Source organism: Mycobacterium sp. NGS22, assembly GCF_059813095.1.
The window spans coordinates 1-25,018 of the sequence record NZ_JCALDY010000020.1 but is presented as its reverse complement, the minus strand read 5'-3'; the positions used below and the strand labels follow the sequence as shown (position 1 = coordinate 25,018).

General features: G+C 68.1%; 10 protein-coding genes and 1 riboswitch. Of the genes, 4 read left to right on the top strand and 6 right to left on the bottom strand.

Going from position 1 to position 25,018, the window contains the following annotated elements:
- Positions 1 to 3: 3 nt before the first annotated feature.
- Genes AC5Y47_RS18470 through AC5Y47_RS18455 form a run of 4 tightly spaced genes read right to left on the bottom strand, consistent with a single transcriptional unit; the run spans position 4 to position 16,395 of the window.
- A complete protein-coding gene (locus AC5Y47_RS18470) occupies positions 4 to 1,032 on the bottom strand; it encodes a Gfo/Idh/MocA family oxidoreductase (RefSeq protein ID WP_499945684.1) in 1,029 nt (342 codons plus the stop codon).
- Positions 1,029 to 2,075, bottom strand: a complete 1,047-nt coding sequence (locus AC5Y47_RS18465; RefSeq protein ID WP_499945683.1) for a saccharopine dehydrogenase NADP-binding domain-containing protein — start codon at positions 2,073 to 2,075, stop codon at positions 1,029 to 1,031. Before AC5Y47_RS18465 ends, AC5Y47_RS18470 begins: the two co-directional genes overlap by 4 nt.
- The gene (locus tag AC5Y47_RS18460; protein ID WP_499945682.1) at positions 2,057 to 7,492 is read right to left on the bottom strand and encodes a non-ribosomal peptide synthetase; all 5,436 of its coding nucleotides are present in this window, start codon (positions 7,490 to 7,492) and stop codon (positions 2,057 to 2,059) included. Before AC5Y47_RS18460 ends, AC5Y47_RS18465 begins: the two co-directional genes overlap by 19 nt.
- A complete protein-coding gene (locus AC5Y47_RS18455) occupies positions 7,489 to 16,395 on the bottom strand; it encodes an amino acid adenylation domain-containing protein (RefSeq protein ID WP_499945681.1) in 8,907 nt (2,968 codons plus the stop codon). Before AC5Y47_RS18455 ends, AC5Y47_RS18460 begins: the two co-directional genes overlap by 4 nt.
- Positions 16,396 to 16,695: 300 nt before the next feature.
- Here AC5Y47_RS18455 and gjpA point away from each other — a divergent pair, with 300 nt between their 5' ends.
- Both gjpA and AC5Y47_RS18445 read left to right on the top strand, forming a co-directional pair.
- On the top strand, positions 16,696 to 17,892 hold the full coding sequence (gene gjpA / locus AC5Y47_RS18450) for an outer membrane porin GjpA (RefSeq protein WP_499945680.1): 1,197 nt from the start codon (positions 16,696 to 16,698) through the stop codon (positions 17,890 to 17,892).
- A gap of 31 nt (positions 17,893 to 17,923) precedes the next feature.
- Positions 17,924 to 18,739: a class I SAM-dependent methyltransferase gene (locus AC5Y47_RS18445; RefSeq protein WP_499945679.1), complete on the top strand. Its 816-nt coding sequence runs from the start codon at positions 17,924 to 17,926 to the stop codon at positions 18,737 to 18,739.
- On the opposite strand, the gene AC5Y47_RS18440 is transcribed toward AC5Y47_RS18445, so the two are convergent.
- Entirely contained in the window at positions 18,728 to 20,470 is a 1,743-nt protein-coding gene (locus AC5Y47_RS18440) for an ABC transporter ATP-binding protein (RefSeq protein WP_499945678.1), read from the bottom strand. The two genes, AC5Y47_RS18445 and AC5Y47_RS18440, sit on opposite strands and share 12 nt — an antisense overlap.
- The gene (locus AC5Y47_RS18435) at positions 20,467 to 22,239 is read right to left on the bottom strand and encodes an ABC transporter ATP-binding protein (protein WP_499945677.1); all 1,773 of its coding nucleotides are present in this window, start codon (positions 22,237 to 22,239) and stop codon (positions 20,467 to 20,469) included. Before AC5Y47_RS18435 ends, AC5Y47_RS18440 begins: the two co-directional genes overlap by 4 nt.
- Before the next feature lie 203 nt (positions 22,240 to 22,442).
- A riboswitch (cobalamin riboswitch) is annotated at positions 22,443 to 22,622 on the top strand.
- Positions 22,623 to 22,705: 83 nt separating this feature from the next.
- Between AC5Y47_RS18435 and AC5Y47_RS18430 the strand changes: the two genes are divergently transcribed.
- Positions 22,706 to 24,292 (top strand): PPE family protein, encoded by a 1,587-nt coding sequence (locus AC5Y47_RS18430; RefSeq protein ID WP_499945676.1) that lies wholly within the window; start codon positions 22,706 to 22,708, stop codon positions 24,290 to 24,292.
- Positions 24,280 to 25,018, top strand: a 739-nt coding sequence (locus tag AC5Y47_RS18425; RefSeq protein WP_499945675.1) for a PE domain-containing protein, incomplete at its 3' end; no start/stop codon positions are given. The genes AC5Y47_RS18430 and AC5Y47_RS18425, both read left to right, overlap by 13 nt.

Here is a 25,018-nt window from a genome sequence, read left to right as displayed (position 1 = left end):
CCGTCACGGCGCCGTCAACTCCGACGCCGTGATCTCTCGCGGTGGCGTCGGATCCAGTGCGGCCGCGGGTCCGATGGCGGAGGTGAAGTCCGACCACAACCGGGCCGCGCGAATGAAGCGCTGCGAGATCAGGCCGCGAGAACGCCGGATCGACTCGACGAAGTCAGTGGCCGCCAGCCGGATTGCGTCCGGCCACAACTCGTTTCGCACCCACGCGGCGGTGGGCTGGTATGCGGTGCCGACGAGTTGGGCGATCGGCACCTCGGCCGCGCCCGCATCGGCATGCGGGCGTCGATGCCAGTGGGTGGATCCATGGGTATGGGCCAGGACCAGTTCGCCGGCATCGGATCCGGCGGTGATGGTGTGCATCAGCCGCGCGAAGTTGTCGGGTTCATCGGCGCACAGTTCGTTCTGGATCAGCACGTCCACTGTGACGTCGCCGAGGACGACGCGGCCGGCGACGAAGGCGCTGGGCGGGCCTTCCGTGGGTTGCGGCACCGCGATCCGTGCCGGAGTGAGCGGGCCGAGGAAGGTGCTCAGGATGGTGAACAGCGGATAGGCGACGTGAACCGACGATCGGGCATGCACGTAGCGGATGGGCGACAGCCGGTCGAGACGCTGTGCGGCGGCGACGAATTGGCGCATCGGCGCGATGCGGCTGTAGAAGTCGTTGACGGCGTAGGTCGTCGAGTGCGCTTTGGCGACCCGCAGCAGCGACAGCATCTCGTCGGCGTGCACCGGTTGTTCCTGCATGACGTGGATGCCTCGGGTGAGCAATTGCGCACTGATCCGGGTGCCGTCGCCGCCCACCACACCGGCGCGCACCACCACGAACGCGACGTCGACCGGCGGCAGACTGTCCAGATCCGTATACAGACGCAGTCCCAGGCCGTCCGCCACTCGTGCGGAGGCCCCAGAGCCGTTGGACACCAAGCCGATCAGCTCGACCGGTGAACTCGGCGCCGTCAAGGCTTCGGCGTAGACCGCACCGAAGGTCGCTCCGACGACGAGTGCTCGCGGCCGCTGCGTCACAGGCAACCCTCCTCGATCAGCGGCGGCGCCCCGGCCGAGGTCAATTCCGCCTGCGGCACGGCGTCGATCATGAAATTCAGTGCCTGCCAGGGCTCCTCGATACGCCAGAACGCGCGGGCACCCGCCGGCATGTCTGCGACCCGCAGGGCCGCGAAGGCTGTCAGCGCACCCGTCACGCGGTAGCTGTCCGGACAGCTGAAGGCGACGGTGGTCGGGCCCGCGGTCGCGACGATCGCGAAATACGGTCGGCGCCCGAACAGATCCAATCTGGCCGCCGACAGCACCTCCGCCGGGCCGCATGATCGTTGGTCGTCCAGGGCCAGTAACTGCATCGCACGCGTGGTGTGCGCCCCGTCGAACACGTTCAGCCAACACAGATTGCCGATGTCGAGATGCGCTGCCACGGCTATTGTTTCGGCATCCAGATGCGGGTGGACGCTGGCCGAACCCGGAAAGAACCCCGCTGGGGCGGGCTCGCACTCGCTACGGCCGATCCGGCGGACCACCCCGTCGCAGAGGGCGGCGCCGGGGTGGCTGTCCGTGTCGTGCAGGCTGGCCAGATATTCGAGCACCGACGCCTCGGTCAGCGGTTGCAGTCCGCCGCACCAGACGGTGACCGGTTGTCGCCCGTCGAGCAACCGCAACAACAATCCGGATAACCCGGGCTGCACACCGGTCTGCAGGAGGATGGGAACCGTTGCCGTCGTGAGCCGGTCGAGCAGCGCTGAGTCACCACCCGGGTCGACGTAGGGCACCCCGGCTGCGACGGCGACAGCGGCCACCTGAGCGCTGAGTTGTCGTGACGGCCCGGCGCAGTTGATCACGACATCGCACCCCGCGACGACGTCCGCCACCGCCGACAGGTCGGTGAGGTCGACCACGGCCGTGTCGACATCGGATCCCGCCTCGCGCAGCCGTCCCTCGTCACGACCGGCGAGCAGCAGCGAGGTGTCGCTGTCCCGTGTCAGGACGTCCAGGCAACTGCGGCCGACCGCGCCGGTACTGCCGAACAGCAGGACCCGTTTCACGGGCCGGGCGTCCACGAGTCCACCAACATCGCGGCGACGGACCGCGCGTTGTCGCCAGTGAGACAGTCGAAGTGGTTGCCGTCGATGTCGCTGATGGTCAACTCGCCCAGGCAGTAGTCCGCCCAGAACGCGGTCATGTCTTCCTGCAGTGTCGGCAGGAAATGGATGTCGCCGCGCTGCCGCAGGAAATGGATGTCGCCGAGGAACGGCTCGGCCGCTCCGTGCACGACGGCCCGCAGGCTGTGCACGAAGCTCGAGCGCAGTTCGCGCAGAGACTCGACGTCCCAGGACTCACCCAGCACGCCGGATTCGGCCAGCAGCTCGAGCCTCGGGTCACCGGCTTGCGCGCTGCGCTGCAGGCATTCCGCGAGCACGGGTTCGGCGACGCTGCGCAGGGCGCCAGCTGGTATCACGTCGGCGTAGCGGGCGCGGGCGCGGGCGAACGCGCCGCGGACCGCGTGGTCGTCGACTTGCAGACCGAGGACTTCCGGTGCCACGCCGAGGATTTGCGCAAAACAGTAATCGAGCACGTCGTCGTCCTCGACGTCCATCGGGACGCGGTAGGAGCTGACCACGGTCACGGTGCCGATGTCGATGCCCGACTCCTCCAGGCACTTGGCTATCTCGGCGGCCAGCAACCCCCCCATGCAGTAGCCGAGCAGATGAACCTTGCGGGGTGCCAACGCGACGATCGGCGCGCAGTATCGCGCGGCCAACGTGGTGAACAACTCCGCAGGTTCGATCCTGCAGTAGCCGTCCCCCGGAACCCGTTGCAGCCCATACAGATCGGTGATCCCGGCCGCGCTCAGGTGTGGAATCAGATGATGGTAGGGGGCCAGTCCCCCGCTGCCGTCGTGCACGCACACCACCAGCTCGGTACCGCGGATGAGTCCTTGGCCCGCACCGAGGTAAACCAGGGGCGAGACGCGCGACGGCTGCTCCGGCGGGCTCGGCGCGGAACGCGGTGCGCGTACCGCGTCGGCGGCCGCGGCGAGGGTGGAGTCGGAGACCATCGCCCGCAGCAGATCGTCCCAGGCCAACCCGGCGGCTTCGGGGACCTCGCGACGGATCCGGGCGATCGCCTGCGCCATCAGCAGTGAGTCACCGCCCAACAGGAAGAAGTCCGAGGCCGGCGTCAGAGCTTGACGTTCCAGTCCGAGCACCGATCCCCAGATCCCCGCGATGCGAGATTGCATGCCGTCCAGGTCTTCTGGTCGTCCCGCAGTCGCCAGACCACCGGCGCGACCCGCGGATCGAAGGGTCTCGAGTTCTGCCGTCACCGCCGTCCGGTCGATCTTTCCGTTGGCGGTGAGCGGCAATGCGGGTAGGCAGATGATCTGTTGCGGCACCAGGTAACTCGGCAGCACCTGCCTTGCCCGCTCGGTCACGTCCGCCGGCCGCAGCGCGTGCGCGGTGGAGGCGGTATCGCACCAGAAGACGTGTTGACCCAGCCAGCCGAGCGGGTGATCCGGGGGCGGGAAGGTCTGCACTTCACCGAACGGCGACCGGTCGAGAGCGTTGCGCCACTGCGTATATGACAGAAACGCGGCGTTGGTCCCGGCTCGCGCGTCGGTGAAGCCGTGCAGGCCCTCCTTGAATTCCATCGAGATCATCAGCGGGTGGTTGACCGCTGTGGCGTCGATGAAGACCAGCGCTCCCCCGGGTGCCAGGAGCAGGTCCAGCCGGTTGAGTGTGGTGTCGATGTTTGTTGCGTTGTGCAGCACGTTGGCAGCGACGATGACGTCGAACGAACCGGGCGGAAAGCCCTGCTCTGCGGCCGAATGGTTGACGTCGAACATCCGGTAGTCGATGAAGTCGTGCTCGGCGAACTGCTGGCGGGCGCGGACGAGGAAGAAGTTCGACACGTCGGTGAAGGTGTAGCGCACGGGGTAGGGCGCGAGCGCGGTCACCAGTCCCGCGCTGGTGCCGCCGACACCGGCCCCGACTTCCAGTACCCGCAACGGTCGCTCCGGCGTTGCGTGGCTCGCGCGGCTTGCGACGCCGGACACCACCAGGCTGTTGGTGTACCGGCTGAGCAGGTTGTCGCGGTAGGCGGCCGTCGCGGTGTCAACCGTCCCCTCGCGAAACAACAACCCGAGCGGATCCACGGTGCCCGCGAGCAACCCGGGAAGGTTCTCGATGCATTCGCCCACATATGCCAGCAGGTCGTCGCCGTAGTCCACCGCCGCACCCAACTCGCGTGCCCGCTGCCAGGCCACAGCACAGTCCGAAAGTTCTTGGAAATCTTCGAGTTCCAGGATGCATCCCGGGTGTCGCGTCACGCGCCTCTCGTCGGCGAGCGCGTCCAGCCAGCGATGGAACAGCCGCTGCAGCCGGTCGGGCACCGAGAGCCGGCGCGCCAGTTCGTCGACGGTGACCCGTTCGCGCGGGCCCATTGCGGTGGCCAGCACCGCGCACATGCTGTCCAGTGCGGCCGCCCGGGCCGAGGCAGCGAATCGCAGGATCGCCCCGGTGTCCAGGTCGGCGATCTGGTGGTGGTGTGCCTTTTCCATGTCGCGCCGGATCGCCGCTGCGCGGCAACGGCGTTCGGACAACTCGTCGTCGGTTGCGGCGTCGGGGACCACCGCGGCCGCGAGGATCCGATCCTGCGGTGCCTGACCGAGCGCCGTGCTCATCGCGGTCCGCACTCCCGGCAGGTTGCACAGTGCCGAGTCCACCTCCGCCAGTTCGATGCGGTGGCCGCGAATCTTGACTTGATTGTCGCGTCGGCCGAGCAGTTCGATCACGCCGTCGTCGATGAGCCTGCCGTAGTCGCCGGTCCGGTACAGTCGCTCGCCGCTGACCGGGTGTGTGACGAACGCTGCCGCGGTGCGGGCCGGATCGCCGAGGTAACCCTGCGCGAGACCCGTTCCGCCGATGTGTATCTCACCGACCTGCCAGGGTGCGGCCGGCTCGCCGCGGTGGGTCAGCACATGCACACTCTGGTTGCGCATCGCGGTACCGTACGGGACGCTGCGCGCGTACCGTCGTGCCTGCATCGGGTGGCAGATCGACCAGATCGCCGCCTCGGTCGCCCCGCCGAGGCTGAGCATCGCCGCCCGCGGCGCCAACGCGGCGATCTGTTTGGGCTGGGACACCGGGATCCAGTCCCCCGACAGCATGACGTGGCGCAGCGACGGCAACGTCGTCCGCCGGTCGACGTGGTCCACTAGCAGTTGCATCTGCGCGGGAACCGAATTCCACACGGTGACACCGTGTGCCGAGATCGCGTCGAGCCAGGCTTGCGGATCGTTACCGCCGGCCGCGAACACCAGGGTGCCCCCGGCGCCCAGTATCCCGAAGATGTTGTAGACGGACAGGTCGAAGGTGTGCTGCGACACCGCGAGCACCGCATCGGTCGCGCAGATGCCCAGCCGATCGTTGACGTCGGCCACGGTGTTGAGTGCGGCGCGGTGACTCACCATGACGCCCTTGGGGATTCCGGTCGATCCCGACGTGAAGATGACGTAGGCAGTGTCGTCCGGTTGCGCCCGATCCGGTGGGGGCGCCGTCCGGGCCAGCCAGGTTGCCGGGTCGGCCAGCAACCGCTCGATCGGTCCGCCGGGTTCGCACACCACAGCGGGTGAACACTGTTCGCTGAGCTGCGCGATCCGGTGCTCCGGCCACGTCACGTCCAGCGGGACGTAGGCGGCGCCGGCCAGCATGGTGCCCAGGATCGCCGCCACCTGAGTTCGCCCTTCCGGCAAGCGGATTGCGACATGATCACCGGAGTCCACACCGGCCGCCGACAATTCGGCGGCGACCGACGAAGCGGCGGATAGCAATTGTGCGTAGGTGGTGGACTGATCCCCGTGCCTGATCGCCACCGCCTGCGGAGTCCGGGCCGCGTGCTGCAGAAACCCCGAGTGCAGCAGGGCGTTCGGCGCAGCCCGCACTGAGGTGGGCGCCGGCGCGGTTGCGGGCAGCACCGGCCGGTCCCAGGCCGGCGGGTCGGTGCTCAGGGTTTCCAGCACGGTGCGAAGGTCGGCGAACGCGCGGTCGAGCACCTCGGGGGCGATCCCGTCGTCGCGGGTGTCCCAGTTGATCTCGCAGGCACCGTCGAGCGCGAAAACCTGGCAATCCAACAGCACTTGGGGGGTCTGGCTCAGTCCCCGGCCCGGTATGGGACGCAGGAACGACGATTCGGCGCTCACGCCGGCACCCAGCGTGGAGGTGAGCACGACGGGCGAGAGTTCGCCGCGGGTTTCGTCACCGTGCGCCAGCATGCGCGCGACGTCCACCCCGCTGACACCGGCATGATCCATATCGTCGAACAACCGGCCGCCGATCACGCGCAGCAATTCGGCGAACGTGCGCTGCCCGCCGACGTCGACTTCCAGCATGCTGGTGCCGGTGAAATCCCCGACCAGTCGGCCGACCTCGGGGGTGAAGAGCTGACGAGTCATGGTCGTCAGGGTCAGCGAGAAGTGGTCGCGGTCACCGTAGCGGCCCAGCACCGAGCTGAACGCGGCGGCGATCGCGACGCTGGCGGTGCCGCCGTGTGCGGTCGCGTGCCGGGTGAAGGCAGCGAATTCGTCTGCCGGCAACCGCATCGACCGTCGCGAAAAGCTCGGCGCTACTTCGGCCTCGGGCGCGGACGGCAACAGCGGCAACGTAATCGGCGGCGGCAGCTGGTCGAGCCGGGCCCGCCAGTAGTCCAGGTCTCGTTGCCGCCGGTGCGATCCGGCGGCCGACTCACGGTAACGGATCACATTGAGCAGGTAGTCGCGGAAGCTGAAACCTGCTGCGGGGGGAGTGTATTCCGGGTCCAGCAGACAGTGCCCGAAGTCGGTCATCAAGAGGAAGATGCTGACGAAGTCGGCGATCAACAGGTCCACCGACACGTGCAGCACGGTGTCTTCCGGGCCGATCGTGACCACGACGTCATACATCGGGCCCATACCCAGCGGGTAGGTGCGCTGCGCGAGTTCGTCGGCGACACGGGCGCGTTCGCCGGCGATGTGCCGACTGTCGGTGCTCTCACGGATGGCGATGCCGTCGGCCAGGTCCGGCTGGATGACCTGGTAGCCGTCGGGGTGCACGACGCAGCGCAACATGTCGTGGGCCTCGACGACCTTGCGCCACGCGGTCCGATAGGACTCGGCGCTCGGTGTCGCGACACTGCGGTCCACGGTGAACTCCGCATAGCCGTGACAGCCGACACCACCCCACCGGAACGCCGACGTGCGGCCGACCGCATAGGCCGCCTGCACGTCGGTCAGCGGGAACGGCTCGAACCTGTCCTGCGGCGCCCGAACCACTTCCGTCTCGCTCGTCAGCGCCGCGATGACGTCGGCTTTGGCCGCGGACAGTTGCGCCTTCAGATCCGCGCCGAGGACCCCCTGGGGCGCCCGGAAACGCAGGTTCTCGCCGTCGACCCAGAGCTGTACGCCGACGCGGCGCACCCGGTCGATCAGCTCGGCAACGCTCACAGCACGCCCTCTTCGAAGTCCGCCTCGGCTGCGCTCGCCGCCAGAGCCGTCCTGAGACTGCGGGCGAAGTCCCCGATCACCGGATGCTCGAACAGCAGCCGTAGCGTCGCCGTGCCGGACACCTCCCGGCTCAACTGCTCGACCACTCGCGTGGCGGCAACCGAGTCACCGCCGAGCTGAAAGAAGTTGTCGCGCGAATCGACCCGCGGCCTGCCCAGCGCCGCAGCGCAAATCGTCAACACGCGTTCGTCGAACTCGTCGCCCGGGTCGTTCGGCGCCGACACGCCGTAGGCGCCGGCGGCCACCATGGCGCTGACCATCGCCTCGAGGTTGCGCCGCGCCACCTCCGCGGGGATCGCCTGCGTGACGAAGTCCCACGACAGTGCCAGCGATCCGGCCTTCTCCCACATCTGGAAGTCGAGCACCGTCTGCGGTGTCTGAGAGAGGCCGAATGTCATTGCGCCGAAATCGAATCCCGATGCGGCGACCGTATCGAGCAGGCCCAGTCCACTGGTGAACACGACCGGGAAGACCGCGTCCGACGGCCGGCCGTGGTGGCGCAGCAGTTCGCGCTGCAGCCATATCCCGTCCGCAACCCGGTGCGACAGATCGGTGATCAGTTGCCGCTGCAGCCGACGGGCTTGCTCCCAGATCGACAGGGTCGCATCGACATTGCATTCCACCAGCAGTAGCGAGGTGAAGTCACCGATGACGTCCTCGATCCCGGGAACACCCGGGTCGCGGTCGAACAAGGTGACGTTGACGCAGAAGTGGGTGGTGGCCGTCCACTGCGCGAGCACTCGGGCGTAATTGGCCAGCAGGAACGAGGCCGGGGTGACCTGTTCACTCCGGCAAGCCGCACCGATGCGCTGCCAGTCCGGCGCGGCCACAACGGCTTCCACTCGTTCGAACACCGGTGTGCCGACGTCGAAGAGCACCGACATGGGCGCCAAGGGGGGCGCGGGCGGCAGCGTCGGCAACCGCGCCCGCCAGTAGTCACGGCTTGCGGCCAGCTGCGGCAACGCGGTTTCGTCCGCGTCGGGCGACAACTCGGGATGGGTGCGCAGGTAGTCGGCGAAAGTCGTCTTCAACGCCGGCAATTGGTCGCTGGTGCCGCCGCGGTAGAGATAATCCAGCTGCGCAAGCGCGATCATCATGCTGGTCCCGTCGAGCATGACGTTGTCCATGCTGATACCCACGATGCTGCGCCCGCCGTTGCCCACCTGCACGCCGAAGTCGATCCCGGGTCGCGTCATTATGTCGATCACCTGGTCACGCATTCGTGCCCGCACGTCGTCGTAGTCGTGCACGACGGGTTCGATCGGCGCCGCGTGCACGATCGCCGTCGTCGCGGTTGCCACCGTGGTGCGCAGTCCGGGGTGGTGCGCGACGAGTCGACGTGCGGCGACGTCGAATCTCGGCCGGTCGAACCCGGTTGTCTCGAACTCGAAGTAACAGTGCGCCGCTACCCCGCTGAGCATGAACCCGCCCTGCCGTCCGGCCAGATATGCCCGCTGCACGGCGGTCAGCGGAAACTCGGCACCCTGGTCGGCCTGGGGCCGGGGTGTCTGCCGCACCGGTTGCGGCGCTGCGGGTACGCCGGCGTGCGCGGCGAGTTCACCGAGTACCGGGTAGTTGAACAGGTCGACGAGGGCCAGCCTTGTGAACCCGGCGGCGCGTAGCTCGGCATAGACCCGGGTCGCCACCAGGCTGTCGCCGCCGAGCAGGAAGAAGTCGTCGGTGGCGGCGGGCACCGCGGCAATGTGCAAGTGCCGCTGCCAGACCCCGGCTATCTGGGCCAGCACGGCTTCGTCAGCGCCAGTGACGGTCTTCGTGACGGCCCTTGGCTGTACCCGGTGGGCAAGGTCCGCGGCTTGCGGTCGAGGCAGCCGCGGCTGCTGGTCGGCGACGAGCGTCAGCCCCGGGCCGTCCTGCACCATTTGCGTTGGCCGCCAACGGCTTTGGGCGATGAACCGCCACCACTGGTCCGGGGCGTGCAACGAGCCCCGCGTGAGCAGCGTCGGGTTGAGCACGGCGGCGCCGGCCAGCGTCGCGGGGGTGACTTCGCAGACCTCGGCCACCCACAGCCAGCCGCCCTCGGTCACCGTGAGCGCATCGAGGATCGTCGCGGGTTCGGGCAGTTGGTGCAACGAGCCGCAGCAGAGCACGACGTCCACGGCGGGCGCGCTGCTCGGTGACGTGACGGGCACGGTCTGCAGTTCTCGGCCGGCAGCGATCTCGGCCAGCACCGGATTCGGTTCGTAGCAGAAGTATTCGTCGGCGACCGCACCGACCGACGCTGTGATTCGTCGGGTGATCAGCCCGGTCCGAGAGCCGATTTCCAGGAGGCGTAGCCGGCGGCCGAGTCGGCGGGCATGCCCGAAGATGCGTTCGGTCAGCTCGTCGAGGGCCCGTTGCAGCCGCTCGTCGGCCAGCAGCATCACCTCGGGGGCGAGTTGCGGGTCGCCGATCAGCGTCTGCGGTGACGCCGCTCCGGTGACGATATCGGCCAGTCGCCGCGACGCCCGCCGCACGTCGTGCGCCGGGTTCGGCGCGTATTCCCGCCAGCGTCGCACCAACTGCGCATACTCCGGGCGGATCCGCTCGGAGTCACACAGACCCGCTGCTTCGGCAATCACCGCAGCGGCCCAGCAGGATTCGGCGACGGCCTCTTCGACCTGACCGGCATGCCGGCGCACCGCGCGCTCGAAATGTGCAAACGCCGCCGCCAGCGGTTGATCGGCCACCATACCGGCCGCGATGTCCCAGCTGATCCGGGCACCACCCTGGTCGTCCTCGACCTGACAGTCCAACCAGATCCCGGGTGTCTGGGTCAACGAGCGGACACTCACCAGCTCTGCCCGCCCAGCCGGGATGAGGCCCAGCGTGCTGGTGAACACGACCGGATAACCGGTCGAATCGGCCGAGCGCAGCGCGGCCAGCTGGCCGGTGGCATCCGTGCTGTTGCCGACCGCACGCCACAGCTGTTGCTGCGCGGCGCTTACCGCTTCCGGCGAGCCCGGCTGAACGACGCGATAATCGGTGTCGCACAGCGCCAATCGGGTGAAGTTGCCGAGCACCTCGCGATCGGTCGGCGCATAGTCGGGTCGGTGTGAGACCGGGACGACAACGGCGAACTGCTCGCCCGCGCCGATCGAATGCAGCGCGTCGGTGAACGCTTCGAAGATCAGCGCGGTGGGGGTCACGCCCTGTTGCGCTGCCTGATCACGCAGCTCGGCGAACTCCCGCGGGCGCAGGTTGAAGCTGCGACGTTCGAAACGGGTCGCCGTGGCGGCGTCACGGCCGGTAAGCGGCAGCACCGGCGGCGCACTGAATTCCTCGGCCACAGGCATGGTTTCGGTGACGAAGCGCGCGAAGACGTCGACGGACGGATCGACCGGTCGCGGCCGCTGATCCTGTTGATAGTCGGCGACGATCGTCGCGATCACGGTGGCCAGGCTGCGGGCGTCCAGGCTCAGGTAGTTGACCAGCAGACCGACATGGCGCGACGAGCCGGACAGCGCGTAAGACCGGATCGCCGGGACCGCCCGGGGATCGGACGACTCGTCCGCCATGTGGCGCAGCAACGCGTCCGGGTCGGACCCGGCGACCGTGACCAGGGCCGCCGGTCCGACGTCGGCGTGTACGCGTTGGCTGGTGTCGGACTCCAATGCGCAGCGCAGCACCGCGAATTCGTCGATGCAGCGGCTGACGGCGGCGGCGAAGCGATCCAGCTCGACGCGGTCGGTCTCCAGAACGACGGCGAAAGAGGTTGGTGCGCGGGTACTCCCCCGCAGCCCGGCGCTGCCCAGCACATACGCCTGCTGCAGTCGGGTCAGCGGGAATTCGCTTCGGCTCGCCGCCACGTGGTCTCGGATCGGCCGTTGACCGAGAACACAGATCGAGCTGAACTCACCGAGGGTCTGCCGGCCGAGCAGCTGGGCCACGTCTGCGCCGAGCACCCCTCGTCGGCGCAGCTGCGCGGCGACTTGGGTGGCGCGCAGGCTGTCGCCGCCGCGGGCGAAGAAGTTGTCATCACGCCGGGTGATCGGGGTGCCGAGCACCTCGGACCACACGTCGGCCACCTGCTGTTCGACCGCGCTCAACCCGCTGCCCGTCGGGTCGGTCGACACCGCTGCGAAGGTCTCGACTTCCAGTGCGGCGCAACGACGGTCGACCTTGCCGTTGTCGCTGAGGGGAAGTGCGGCCCGGCAGACGAAGGACTTGGGGATCATGTACTGCGGCAGCTGGGACGCGAGGTACCGGCGCAGCGCCGCCACTTCCGCATCGGTGAATTCGGCGCTGCAGACCAGCACGGCGCCCAGCGCGGTGTTGGTGTGAATCGGCACCACCGCGGCCGCCTCGATCTGCGGGTATCCGCGCAGCACGTGCTCGATCTCGCCGCATTCCACGCGGTGGCCGTTGATCTTGACCTGTGCGTCGATGCGGCCCAGGAATTGCAATGTGCCGTCGTGCCAATAGCAGCCGAGATCACCGGTGCGGTACCAGCGCTGTCCCGCCTCGTCGGCCACGAACCGCTCGGCGGTCATTTCGGGCGCATGGTGATAGCCGCGCGCGAGACCCGCCCCGCCGATCCACAATTCTCCTGCGACGTAGTCGGGTCTGTCGCCACCCGATTCGTCGACCACCCGGAATCTCTGATTGGACAACGGATATCCGTAAGGTACGGAAACCCAGTCGGGGTCGACGTCGGACACGACGAATTCGTTCGACCAGATCGAGGCCTCGGTCGCACCGCCCATCGCGACCAGGCGGGTATCCGGCGCCGCCCGGCGCAACCGGTCCGGCATGTCCAGCGGGATCCAGTCGCCGGACAACAACACCGTCCGCAAACCGGGCATCGCCGCGGCGCGGTCCCCCGCCGCGATCAGCAGCATGTCGAGTAGGGCGGGCACGGAATTCCACACGGTGACGCCGAATTCCGTCAGCATCGCGTTCCAGCGGAACGCGTCGCGGCGGGACTTCTCCGAGATGACCACGACGGCGCCGCCACAGCTGAGCGGGCCGAAGATGTCGTAGACACTGAGGTCGAAGTCCAGCGCCGACACCGCAAGCAGTGTGTCGGTGTCCCCGATCCTGTTGCGGCGGTTGACGTCGACGACGGTGTTCAGCGCCGACGCATGCGAGATCAGCACGCCTTTGGGTGCACCGGTGGAGCCCGATGTGTAGATGACGTAGGCCGTGTCGTCCGGGTGCACGGTAACCGGCTGCACCGGAGCGGAGCGGAGCATCGACTCGATGTCCTCGGACCGAATCAGCCCCGACATACCCGACAGCGAACGGATCCGGGAGAACCTTTCGGCGGGCTGCTCCACACCGACCGGTAGGTAGCTGCAGCCGGCCATCAACACTCCGAGCACGGCGACCACCTGGGCGGGGCCCTTGGGTAATTGAATGCCGATGACGTCCCCGGGCGCGTGCCGGACGGCCAGCGCCCCGGCGACCCGTCGCGCCTGTTCGTCGAGCGCACCGTAGGACATACAGGTGGACGAGCGGGCGATCGGATCGTCGTCTGTGTCGAATTCTTCTGCGGCCCAGCGCAATGCGACCCGGTCCGGATCCCGCTCGGCCTGTTGCCGGAAGGCGTCGTGGAGCAGGCCCGGTGGCCGCGGCGCGGCGGTGGCGTTGCGTCGTCGGCGGACCAGTCGGGACCGTTGCGGCAGATCGATGGTGACCCGCGCGGACCAGTCGCGGGTGCCGAGACTTCGGAGCAGGCCGACGTAAGCGTCGAACATGTCGTCGACGACATGGGGTGGGAAGCAGCCCGCGCGGTAGTCCCACGACACGATCAGGTCCCCGCCCAGCGCGCCGATCTGGTTGTCGATGATCACCTGTGGAGTCATCGAGGTCACTTCGCCCACGGATCCCAATGTCGCCATGTCGCTTTGGCGCAGCACGGTGGTGTCGGCGGCATAGGTGAACACGACGGGTGCCAGGCCGCTGTGGCCGGTTCCCGCCCGCAGTTGAGCCTCCAGCAGTGCGGTGGATTCGGCTGCGCGCAGTGCCGCGCGCAGGCCGTGCTGGGCGCCTCGCGCGGCGGCGGCGAATGCGGTCGGCCGATCCGGTCCCGTGCGATAGAGGTGGGTCTTGGTGAAATCGCCGACCACATCGGGGATGTCGGCGGGGCGGCCGAATGTCGTCACGTTGATCAGGAAGTCGTCGGTGGCGCTCCAGTGTCCCAGCACTGTTGCATAGGCGGCCAGGAACGCCGCGGCACGGGTCACGTCGTGCCGCACGCAGGCCCGGTCGAGGGCCGCGATCTCGTCGGCGGGCACCAGGTGTTGCCGGCGGCGGAAGGAGATTGCGCGTTCGTCGGCCCGGGGCAGCTGCGGCCCCTCCGGGAGCGGCTCGACGGCACCCGACAACGCCGGCGCCGATGTTGGCACACCGAAACCGAAAGGGACGAGCGGTAATTCGTCGCCGCGGTACAGGGCCGCCAGATCGCGCAACAGAATACCGATGCTGGTCAGGTCGGCGATGATGAGATCGACGGCGAAGTGCAGGATGCACCCGTCAGGCAGGCGGGTCAGTTCCACCCGCCAGGTGTCTCCGCGCTCGACGTCGAACTTGTGGCTGCGCAATCGGTCTCGGATCTCGGCCAGCTGCGTGGCATCGGTGAGTTCGTGTACCCGCAGTGGTGGGTGGATGATGTCGGGCGCGATGCGGCATCGGGAGGCATCGGGAAAGCTGCTGCGCAGCATCGGATGCCGGCGTGCCAGTGCGCTCAGTGCGGTGTCGAGCCGGCCCGGGTCGATGGTCGCGCCGCTGAGTTCGAAGTAGGTCTGGCAGCCGACCCCGCCGAGGGGCTGCTGCGCGCCGCGGCCGATCCAGTAGGCGCGTTGCAGCGCCGTGGTAGCGAGGGTGTCGGATGCGGCAGATCGCGGCGGGGGCAAGGTGGGGGCGGTGTCGTAGATCCGTTGCCAGCTGCCCAACTTCGGTTCGGCGTACAGGGCGGCGAAGTCCAGCTGCCGGGACCGGGTCGCCGCCCATTCGACAACCTGAGCGGTCATCATCGAGGTCAGCCCCAGCCCGATCAGATCGACATCGGCGCCAAGGGTCTGCACACCAAGCAATCCCGCCACAAACCCGGCCAATTCGGACACCGGACGTTCGGCTTCCGACGACACCGAAAGCTCTTGCACGATCTCGAATTCGCCGGCGTCAAGCATGTCCAGCGTCTTGCGGCGCCTGATCTTCCCCGACGTCGTCCTGGGCAAGACGCGGGAGTGCACCCAGATGATGCGCTCCGGCGCGGTCTGGTGCACCGCGAGAATCCTGCGTCGCAGCACCCGGCTGAAATCTGCGAGATCTGCTGCGGGAACGTCGGGTTCCGCCACCAGCCACCAGTGCTCGGAGCCTTCGGGCTGTACGGCGCAGGCGCCGCCGCTCGCGATGCCGCAACGCGCCTGTTCGGCGGTCGACTCGAGGTCGTTCGGGAAGTAGTTACCGCCACCGACGATGATCAGATCCCGGTAGCGTCCGCAGATGTACAGTTCGTCGCCGCTGCGGAATCCCGCGTCACCGGTGCGCAGGTATGGCCCGCGGCCGTCGGTGGTTGTGGCGCCGAACGTTTCCGCGGTTTGTCGCGGCCGGCGCCAGTAGCCGTCCGGCAGTCCGGTGCCACTCACCCAGACTTCGCCGACTGCGCCGTCGGGCAGGACGGCGCGGCGGTCGGGGTCGACGATGCGCACCTCCCAGCCCAATGTGCTGTTGCCGCAACTGATCAGGGTGTGGGTGCGCTGGTCCGGCGCGGGCGCGGTGACCTCGACCGCCCGGCCCCGGTTCAGTTGCTCGGCATCGAAATCGGCTTGTACCCATGGACGGCGGTGGTGTGTCCCGGATACGGCCAGACCGGCCTCGGCGAGTCCGTACTGGGGCGACAGCACGTCATCGCGCAGGCCCGCCGGGCGAAACTTGGCGGCGAAGTCACGCAACGTGGCGGCACGGACGGGCTCCGCACCGCTGATCGCCAACCGCAGGCAGGACAAGTCGAGGGACTCGATCGTCGTTTCGTCGAACGCGTCCAGGCACAGCCGGTATCCGAAATCCGGTGCGGCGATCCAGTTTCCGCGTACCTCGTGGACGGTCTGCAACCAGATGCGGGGGTTGCGCACGAATTCCACCGGCGGGATCAGCGTCGCGGTCCCACCGGTGGCCAGCGCCAACAGCGTGCCCCAGAAGATGCCGAGATCGTGGTACAGCGGTAGCCAGCTGACCGTGTGGATGTCCTCGGGGTGGTTCCACAGCAGCCGCGCGATGTCGAGCTGATGCAGCATCGACTCGTGGGTGTTGACGATCCCCTTCGGCTCTCCGGTGGACCCGGACGAGTACTGCAGGAACGCGACCCGTCCGGGTCCGTCGGGCGCGCGCCTCTTGGCGTCGACGGCGGAGTCCGGAGTCCGCAGCGCCAGCCCGTCCAGCAGCGGATCGCCGGTCAGCACATCGACGAGTTCGGCGCTGGTGTAGACGGCCGAGGGCGCGCAGTCACGCAGAATGTGCCGGGCGCGCTGCAGAAACCGTTCGGGCGCGTCGACCGTCGGCAGATACAGCGGCACCGGTACCAGCCCGGCGTCCATTGCGGCCAGAAACCCGGCCACGTAGTCGGCGTCACCGGCTTGGGCCATCACCACCCGTGACCCGGCCGGAAGATCGGCGAATGCACCGTCGCGGATCCGCCGGACACGGTCCCACAGCCGCCGGTATGTCCAGACGTCGCGTCCGGTCGCGTCGACCATCCGAAGCGCGACCGCATCGGGCCGTCGCGCCGCAATGTCGGCCATCACCTCGTTCGCGCGTCGGGCCACCCCGGGGGCGCTGGACATCGGTCCGGAGGGGTCGACCGCGGTTGCCGACTGCGGGGGTCCCGTCGCCGCGAACGCCACTGTTGCACTCCTCTGGTCAGCCTCGAAGACAGACGAGCCGGCCGATTTCGGACACGTTCAGCCCTACCACACGACACCCCGCGACGCGCCTCGCGAGAGTTGACAAGCGGTAACCCTGGGTGCAAATTACTACATGCAAATCATGCGCAGGACGGGTTTCTGGGTGGCGCTGGCGACAAGTTCGAAGTTGGGCCCCACCCGGGGTGCGCTACTTCGTTGTCAGACTCGGCTCGAGCACCCCGAACACGCAGACTCGCAGTCCCGCTCTTGCCGTCCTGAGTACCCGAGGAGATCTGCCTCATGTCGTTTGTGACCGCAACAACGGAGTTGCTGCACGGCGCAACTCAGCACCTGGCAGGTCTCGGGTCGGCCCTGTCCGATGCCGCCGCGAGCGTGTCGGGTCCGACCACCGGGATCGCCGCGGCCGCCGAGGACGAGATTTCGGTGGCGATCTCTTCCTTGTTCGGCAGCTTCGGCCGGGAGTTCCAGGCCGTCAGCGTTACGGCGCAAGCCTTCCACAGCGAGTTCGTCAGGTTGCTCGGCGCGAGCGCCGGCAGCTACGCCGCGGCCGAGGCCGCCAACGCCGCGGCCGTCGCCGGCATCGACCCGCTCGCGCCGTGGCGACAGACGTTCACCACCACTGCTCGAAATGCCTTGACACTGGTCGACGCATCCCGGGAGAGCCTGAGCACCTTCGCCGGCGGTGCCGCGACTGGGTTGCGGCAGCTGACGACCAACCCCGCGGCGTTCTTCGGCAACCTGACGACCGCGGCCCAATCGGTCTTCTTGGTCGGCTCACCCCAGGACGTCGCGGAGGCGGTCATCCGCCACACCCTCGGCGGCGTCACGACCGCTACCAACGGGACCGTCATACCCCCGGAAATCGTCCCGGTCGACGATGCGCACGTCCAGGTGTACACCGGGCTGCTCGGCGACGGCTACATCCCGTCGGGTCCGGACGGTCTGTTGCTCTCGACCGTGCTCAATTTCGCCTCGTCCCCGTTCAGCGGTGTGCTGCTCGGTGCGGTCAGCCCGTTCGTCAGCCCGGGTGTGGCGTTGTGGAACAGCGCGGGCAGCATCTTCGCCGACCTCACCAACGGCAACGCGACCGCCGCCCTCGGCCACTTGATCGACACACCCGCCGGCGTCGTCAACGCCTTCTTCAACGGCGCCACCCTCAACCTCGACCCGCTGGCGCCGATCTTCAACCCGTTCGTCGAAAGCGGCTCCGCCGGTGCCGAAAAGCTCAGCGGCCTCAGCGTCGCCTTCGGCGGATTGTTCAGCCCCGGTCAGGTGGTCGACGGTCCCGGCGGACCGCTGTATCACGGGACCGGCGGCTCAGCGTTCAACGCTCTGGGACTGGATTTGGACTTCTTCCCGCCCGACGACTTCGCCGGCGGCAGAATCGAGATCCCCGCCATCGGCATCGGTCCGATCGGTGCCGCCGCGGGGTTCCTCGACCTCCTCGGACACGCCCTGGGCGGTAGCCTCCGGTAGGCGCGACGAAACGTTCACGGAAGGCGGCGCGATGAGTAAGACCGCTCCCGGCCTGGGCGACATCCAAGAGACACTGCTGATTCCGCTGTACGCGCGAGCGTGCGACGCGGCGTCGCGTCGTCCGGTGCTCGGTGACCAGCGGGCGCGCGAACTCGTCGCCGCGATCGACTACGACTTCAGCGGATTCGGCGGATCGTCGCTGTCCGGATCGGTGTATCGATCCTCGATCTTCGACGGTTGGGTGGCCCAATTCCTGCGCGAGCACCCGGCGGGCACCGTGGTCGAACTGGGCACCGGGCTGAACACCAGGTTCGACCGCCTCGACAACGGCAGCGTCCACTGGTTCGACATCGACCTTCCCGACAGCATCGCGTTGCGCCGCAGATTTTTTCGCGACAGCGACCGCTACCGGATGCTGGCCGGTTCGGTGCTCGACAGCGACTGGTTCGACACGGTCGCCGCCGCTGCGGGACCCTACCTGTTCCTGAGCGAAGCCGTGTTGATCTACCTCGACGGCGACGAGGTGCGTCGCGCTGTTGCCGAACTGTCCCAACGGTTTCCGGGCGCGCAGTTGGCTTTCGACACCGCGGGCGAACGCATGGTCGGCAACCAGGACCGCAACAAGTCGCTGGCGCAGGTGAAGGCGCGGCTGCAATGGGTCTGTGACGACCCCGGCGGCATCGAGGGTCTCGAACTGCTCGACACGCGAACACTGGCCAAACCCCAGCCCGCCGTCGCCCAAACCTGGCCCCCGCTACGGCGTTACGGGATGCCGGTCCTGGCCCGGCTGATCCCTGCGATGGTCGACACTTATAAGTTCAACCTGTTCCGGCTCTCACCGCGTTAGTTGCCAACCGCGGGCGCGCAATCGTTGCGCCCAGAACCGGGCATAGGTGCCGCCGGCGGACAGCAACTCCTCGTGGCGGCCGCGCGCGGTGATGCGGCCGTCTTCGAGGACCAGGATCTGGTCGGCGTCCATCACCGTCGAAAGTCGATGTGCGACAACGACAATTGTCCGCTCCCGAGCCAATTCCCGGATCGCCGCCGCGACCGCGGCTTCGTTGACCGCGTCGAGCGCGGCAGTGGCCTCGTCCAGCAGCACGATGGGCGCGCTCTTCAGCAGCGCACGCGCCAGGGCCGCCCGCTGCCGCTCCCCGCCCGACAGTGCCGATCCCGCCTCGCCGACGCGCGCCTCCCAGCCACCGGGCAACCGCAGGATCACCTCGTCCAGGCGCGCGATCGCGGCCACGCGATCCAACTCGGCCGCGCTGGCTTCTGGATCGGCCATCCGCAGGTTCTCGGCGATGGTGGCGTCGAACAGGTAGGCGTCTTCGAAGACGTGTGCGGTCAGGTGGGCGACCGTACCGGTGCCCAGTTCACGCACGTCGCGGCCGCCGATCGAAATGCTGCCGTCGTCGACGTCGAAGAAGCGGCCGATCAACCGCAGCAGCGTGGTCTTTCCGGCCCCGGACGGCCCGACGATCGCGGTGAGGCTGCCCGCGGGAATGCGGGCGTTCACACCACGAATCACCTCGACACCGTCGTAGCCGAAACGGACGTCCCGCAATTCGATGCCGGTGCCGGCAGGTGCCGCACCTTGCTCGGGTTCGGGCAGCGGCCGCACCGCCAGCAAGTCGCGCACCCGGACGATCGCGTCGGCGGTGACCTGGACATGGCCGGCAAGGTCGCCAAGCTGAGACAACGGGTCGATCATCCGCAGCGTGACGATCAGCAGACCGATCATGGTGGGCAGGGCGACGTCGCCGCGCAGCGTCAGAACGACGGTCAGCGCCACCACCGCGGTGACGACCAGTTGCATGGTGCCGAAGCACCCGATCAGACCCCACGCTCCGCGGATCGTGAGCCGGGATTGCGAGCGTTGTTGCCGGACAAGGGAATCCTCGATCGTGCCGAGTTCGCGGTGGCTCAACACGCCGTAGGCGCGCAGCGTGGGTTGCAGCCGGGCGTATTCGACGATCCGGGACGCGGTGACGCCGATGTCGTGCTCGTACTGGTCGTCGTTGCGGTGCACGACCGACATGAACATCCGCAACGACAGCACACACAGCACCGCGCCGAGCGTCAATGCCAACCCGATCCGCCAGTCGCTCAGGTAACTACCGAGGATCAGCGTGACCGGCGCACTCACGCCGACGACCAGGTACCGCAGCAGGTGTGCCGGGAAATCGGCGAGATCCGTCGCATCCTTGGCGACCAGACGCCCGATGGGCCCGGTCCGGTCGGCACCGAACCAGCCGATCGGCAACGCGGCCAGATGGTTTCCGATCCGATCGTGGAAATTGGTCAGCACGTCGGTGCCGACGCGATAGCCCAGCGAAGTGCTCCAGGCCAGCAACCCGTGATGGGCGACCACGGTCACGCAGATGGCCGCGATCCAGAACCACAGATCGCCCCCGCGCACCGGTCGTTCGAAGAGGACGCCGAGCAACGGAACCACGAACAGGAAACCCAGACCTTGCAGCACTCCCTGCACGGCTTGCACGACGAGCATGGTGCGCAGCTGCCGGCGGCCGCGGTCATCGAGCAGGTCGAACAGGTAACGGATGATCGTGCTCATCGCCGCGCCTCCAACTGCTCGGCGACACCACGTTCTGCCTCGCGTTCCCGTCTCCACAGTTGTGCATAGATTCCGTTGTGCCCCAACAATTCCGGGTGGCTGCCGGTTTCGGCAATGCGGCCGCCGTCGAGGACGACGATGGTGTCGGCGCCTCGGACGGTGCTGAGCCGGTGCGCGATCACCAGCACCGTCCGGTCCGCGGCGACCGCGCTCAGCGCGTCTTGGATCCGGGCCTCGTTTTCCGGGTCGGCGCTGGCGGTGGCTTCGTCGAGGACCAGGATCGGGCGGTCGGCCAGGATCGCGCGGGCGATACAGACGCGCTGCCGTTCACCACCCGAGAGCGCAGCGTCCTCGCCGACCACCGAATCGAATCCGCGCGGCAACATCTCGATCCTGGACAAGATCTGCGCCCGGCGGGCGGCCTCCCGCACGGCTTGATCGTCGGCGTCGGGACGGCCCAACCGGATATTGTCGCGAATACTCATGGCCGACAACAGGTGCGAGTCCTGAAAGACAAACGCGACGTGCCGATACAACGTCGCCGGGTCGATCCGGCGCAGGTCGACCCCGTACAGCTCGACCGCCCCGTCGCACGGATCGTCGAACCGCGGCAACAGCTTGGCCAGGGTGGACTTTCCGGAACCGGACGGACCCACCAGCGCGGTGATCGTGCCCCGCTCGAGACAGAGATCGATCCCGCTCAAGGCGACCGTGTCGCCGTAGGTGACGCGCACCCCGCGCAGCCGCACCACCGGGCCCGGTGTCGCGGGATCGAGTTCGGCCGGGCGGTGCGGCACCGGAAGTTCCGCAGTCCCAAGCATTTCCCGGATCTCGCGGGACACCTGCAACCCGGTGACCAACGGGTGTATCGACATCAGCAACGTCATCCAGTTCGACGTGATGACGGTGCCGAACACGGCGAATGCGATGAAGTTCTGCAGTGGGAGGTCGCCGTTGGCGGTCAAGATCCCGCCGGTCGTCGCGACCGCGAGCAGGATGCTGGGCGGCGACAGCAGGATTTCCGCCGTGACGCTGGCCACGCTGGTGGACTTGGCCCAGTCGAGGAAGAAGTGCGCGAACGCGCGGGACACTTCCCGGAACCGGCGACTTGTCGCGCCCGGCGTGCCGAAGGCTTTCACCACACCGATGCCGTTCACGAACTCCACGGCCGCGCTGTTGAGCCGCCTCAACCAGTCCATGTACTCCGGATACTTGGTTCCCGCACTGGCCGCCGCGCGCTGATACGCCGCCAGCCCGGCGCACACCGGCAGCAGCGTTACCAGCGCCATCCGCCAGTCCAGGACGAACAGGTACCCGAAGGCCACCACGGGCGGCACCGCCGCCGCACTGACTTCCACGATCGAATGAGCTACGAGCCGATGCAGGGCCGCGACATCGTCCTCGACGGCCTTCTTGACGATCCCGGAGTTGCGCTCGCCGAACCAGCCGAGCGGCACCCGACTCAACTTGGCCAGCAACTCCCGACGGATCCGGAACGACACCCGGATGTCGGCCAGATGTGTCATCACCCCGGCGGCCAGGACACCCAATTGCTTTGCCGCCAGCGCGATGACCGCCACCACGACGATCGGCCAGACGTCGGTGTTACCCGCGAGGAGGCGCCGGCTCACCTCTACGACGACGAACAGTGGTGCCATGCCGGCCAGTGCGCTGATCGCCGCCAGTAGCGCGCACGCGACCAGTGTCGGCCGAGCCGACCGCAGGATCGCCGGGGGGCGCCCGGGTCCCGCTGGACTGTCTCGTCGCACGCTTTTCCTCCGTCGCAACGCTCGTGCTGCCGACCCGCGCAATACTGCTACGCCGAACACCAGCGCCGAGCGGCGGCCAACTACATGCAAATTATTCGCAGGATTGTGGCAAATTGCCCGCCTAGCTCTCCCGCCAGGTTTATGGTCGGGGGAACAGGTGCTCTGCAGGGGTGACTTTGATTCTGCGAAGTGCGATCCGCCGGCCGACTCAAGTGCGACAATGTCGCCTGTACGGCGATGATGATGCAGGAAGCCGGTGCGAATCCGGCGCGGTCCCGCCACTGTCATCGGGGAGCGACCCTCACAAGCCACGGCCATTGGCTGGAAGGCGAGGCGAGCGGTGATCCGAGAGCCAGGACACTCACGTCATCGCATCCTGCTAACCCGGGGCGGAGCACCCCGGAGAGAGCTGGTGCCTCATGATGCGGCACGCCTGCGGTCGGTCCAGCGCTCGGCCTAGCCGCCGATGACGGTCTGGATGGGTTCCCCGCCGGAACTGCACTCGACATTGCTGTCGAGCGGTCCGGGGCCGGGTCCACTCTTGGCTGCGGCCGCGGCGTGGAGCACGCTGAGCACCGAGTACGCCCAAGTCGCCGACGAGTTGACCGCGCTGTTGAGCGGGGTGCGCGGCGGCGCCTGGGAGGGCCAGAGCGCCGAGTCGTATGTGTCCGCCCACGCGCCCTACCTGGCCTGGCTGGTGCAGGCCGGCGCGGACAGCGCCGCGACCGCCGCCCGGCACGAGGCCGCGGCCACCGCCTACACCGCGGCCCTGGCCGCCATGCCTACGCTGGGCGAGTTGGCAGCCAACCATGCCGTCCACGGCGTATTGGTGGCGACGAACTTCTTCGGGATCAACACCATCCCGATCACGCTGAACGAGGCCGACTACGCGCGAATGTGGATTCAGGCCGCCACCACCATGAGCGCCTATGAAGGGGTCTCGGCTGCGGCGGTGGCCGCGTCGCCGGACGCGACCGCGGCACCACAGATCGTCAAAGCAGAACCGGCCGCAGCAGCCGGAGATCCCTTTTCGACGATCACCGATTTCCTTGCCGCCGTGGAGCGGGTCTTCAACACCGTCGGCGGCGACAGTGGCGACCTGGTCTCGTATATCTTCAGCGTCCCCCCGGGCACCGATCCGATGACGTGGTTCGTCACCAAGATCGCCGACCTGTCGTCGCCGGTGAGCGGCTATCCCGCGCTGATGCAGGGACTGCTCAATGCGGCCGGGGACAACCCGTTGTTGCTGCTCGCGGCCTACGCCTTCGGTGGTGTGGCGATCGGCTACGACCTGTCCATCCAGGTCATCCAGTTTCTGGTCACCTTTCCACTGCTGGCGGCCGGACTGAGCCCGCTGCTGGTCGGCCCCGCCCTCCTCGGCACCGGTGGCGCGCTGGGTATCGCCGAGGTAGCCCTGCATGTGCACGCGGGTATGGAATCAGTCCCGGGTCCCACCGACGTGCTTGCCGCGAACCCCGCCACCATGCCGGGTCCGGTTGCGACGGTAGCCGTTTCGAGCCCGGCCGTACCGGCACAGGTTGTCGCGCCGGCAGCCCCGGTGCCGGCTGCGGCTCCGATCGCATCGAGCGTTGCGGGCGCATCGCCACCGCCGGGCGCGGGTCCCGGGCAGTTTCCCTATCTCAGCGGCACGGGCAGAATGGATTCCGCGGCCGGCACCCGAACTGTCGTCAAGAAGAGGGCTTCGCGGCCGGACGTCGCGGCGGCCCCGGCCGCGGCAGCGGCTTCCGCAGCGGACAAAGCGCGGGAACGCCGTAAGCGGCGCGCCAAGGTCGACGTAAAGGGTCGCGGCTACGAATACATGGACCTCGAGCCCGTTTCCGACCCCGACGCCGCCGTCAGCTCCGATCGCGGCGCAGGTCCGCTGGGGTTCGCGGGAGCCACCCGGCGGACGGCCGGTGGTGAAGCCGCGGGGCTGGCCACGCTCACCGGTGACGCGTTCGGTGGCGGTGCGCGCGAGCCACTGATGCCCAGCACCTGGGCGCCGGACGAGTCGGGGTGCGCCGAGAAACAGGAGGGCATGTGTCAGCGCTGACCGTCGAACCCGACCTCTTGCGTTCGGCTGCAATGAATCTGGCGAGGATCCAGTCGTCGCTGGCGGAGGTGCAGGCGGCCACCGCCAGTCCCACCACCGGATTAATTGCCGCCGCCGCCGACGAGGTGTCGACCCGGGTCGCGGCACTGTTCGCCGAGTTCGGACAGGACTATCAGGCGCTCAGCGCTGAGATCGCCAGGGTGCACCAACTGTTCGTTCGAACCTTGAGCACGGCGGCCGGCTCCTACCTGGCCGCCGACGCATGGAACGCATCGGCGCTCAACGGCGTTGCGCCGGAAGCGGTTTCGGCACTCGCAGGCGTGAACACCCTGATCATGGGCGGCACCGGCAACCCGGTTCCGAATCCCGCTTACGTGATGAACATCTACCACACCTACATCGCGCCCATCGCTCCTGCCGCCATCCCGACGGGTTTGACCACCCCGGAGCAGGGATGGCCCCTAACCGGGCTGAGCAGCCTCACCTTCGACACGTCGATCGCGCGCGGCGTCGAGATATTGCGGCAGGCCATCGCCGCTCAACCGCCGGGCACCCAGACCATCGTGTTCGGCTTTTCCCAAAGCGCCACCGTCGTGACCAATTACCTCAACGGCATCGCCGACGGTTCCATACCGGCACCCAACCCGGCCGATCTGAGGTTCGTCCTGGCCGGCAACCCGAACAATCCCAACGGTGGTCTCTACGAGCGCTTCACCGGGCTGTACA

Excerpts from the sequence above, each read along its gene's own strand:
- AC5Y47_RS18430 (WP_499945676.1), top strand. The coding sequence starts at position 22,706 with ATGACGGTCTGGATGGGTTCCCCGCCGGAACTGCACTCGACATTGCTG.
- AC5Y47_RS18445 (WP_499945679.1), top strand. The coding sequence starts at position 17,924 with ATGAGTAAGACCGCTCCCGGCCTGGGCGACATCCAAGAGACACTGCTG.
- AC5Y47_RS18440 (WP_499945678.1), bottom strand. The coding sequence starts at position 20,470 with ATGAGCACGATCATCCGTTACCTGTTCGACCTGCTCGATGACCGCGGC.
- gjpA (WP_499945680.1), top strand. The coding sequence starts at position 16,696 with ATGTCGTTTGTGACCGCAACAACGGAGTTGCTGCACGGCGCAACTCAG.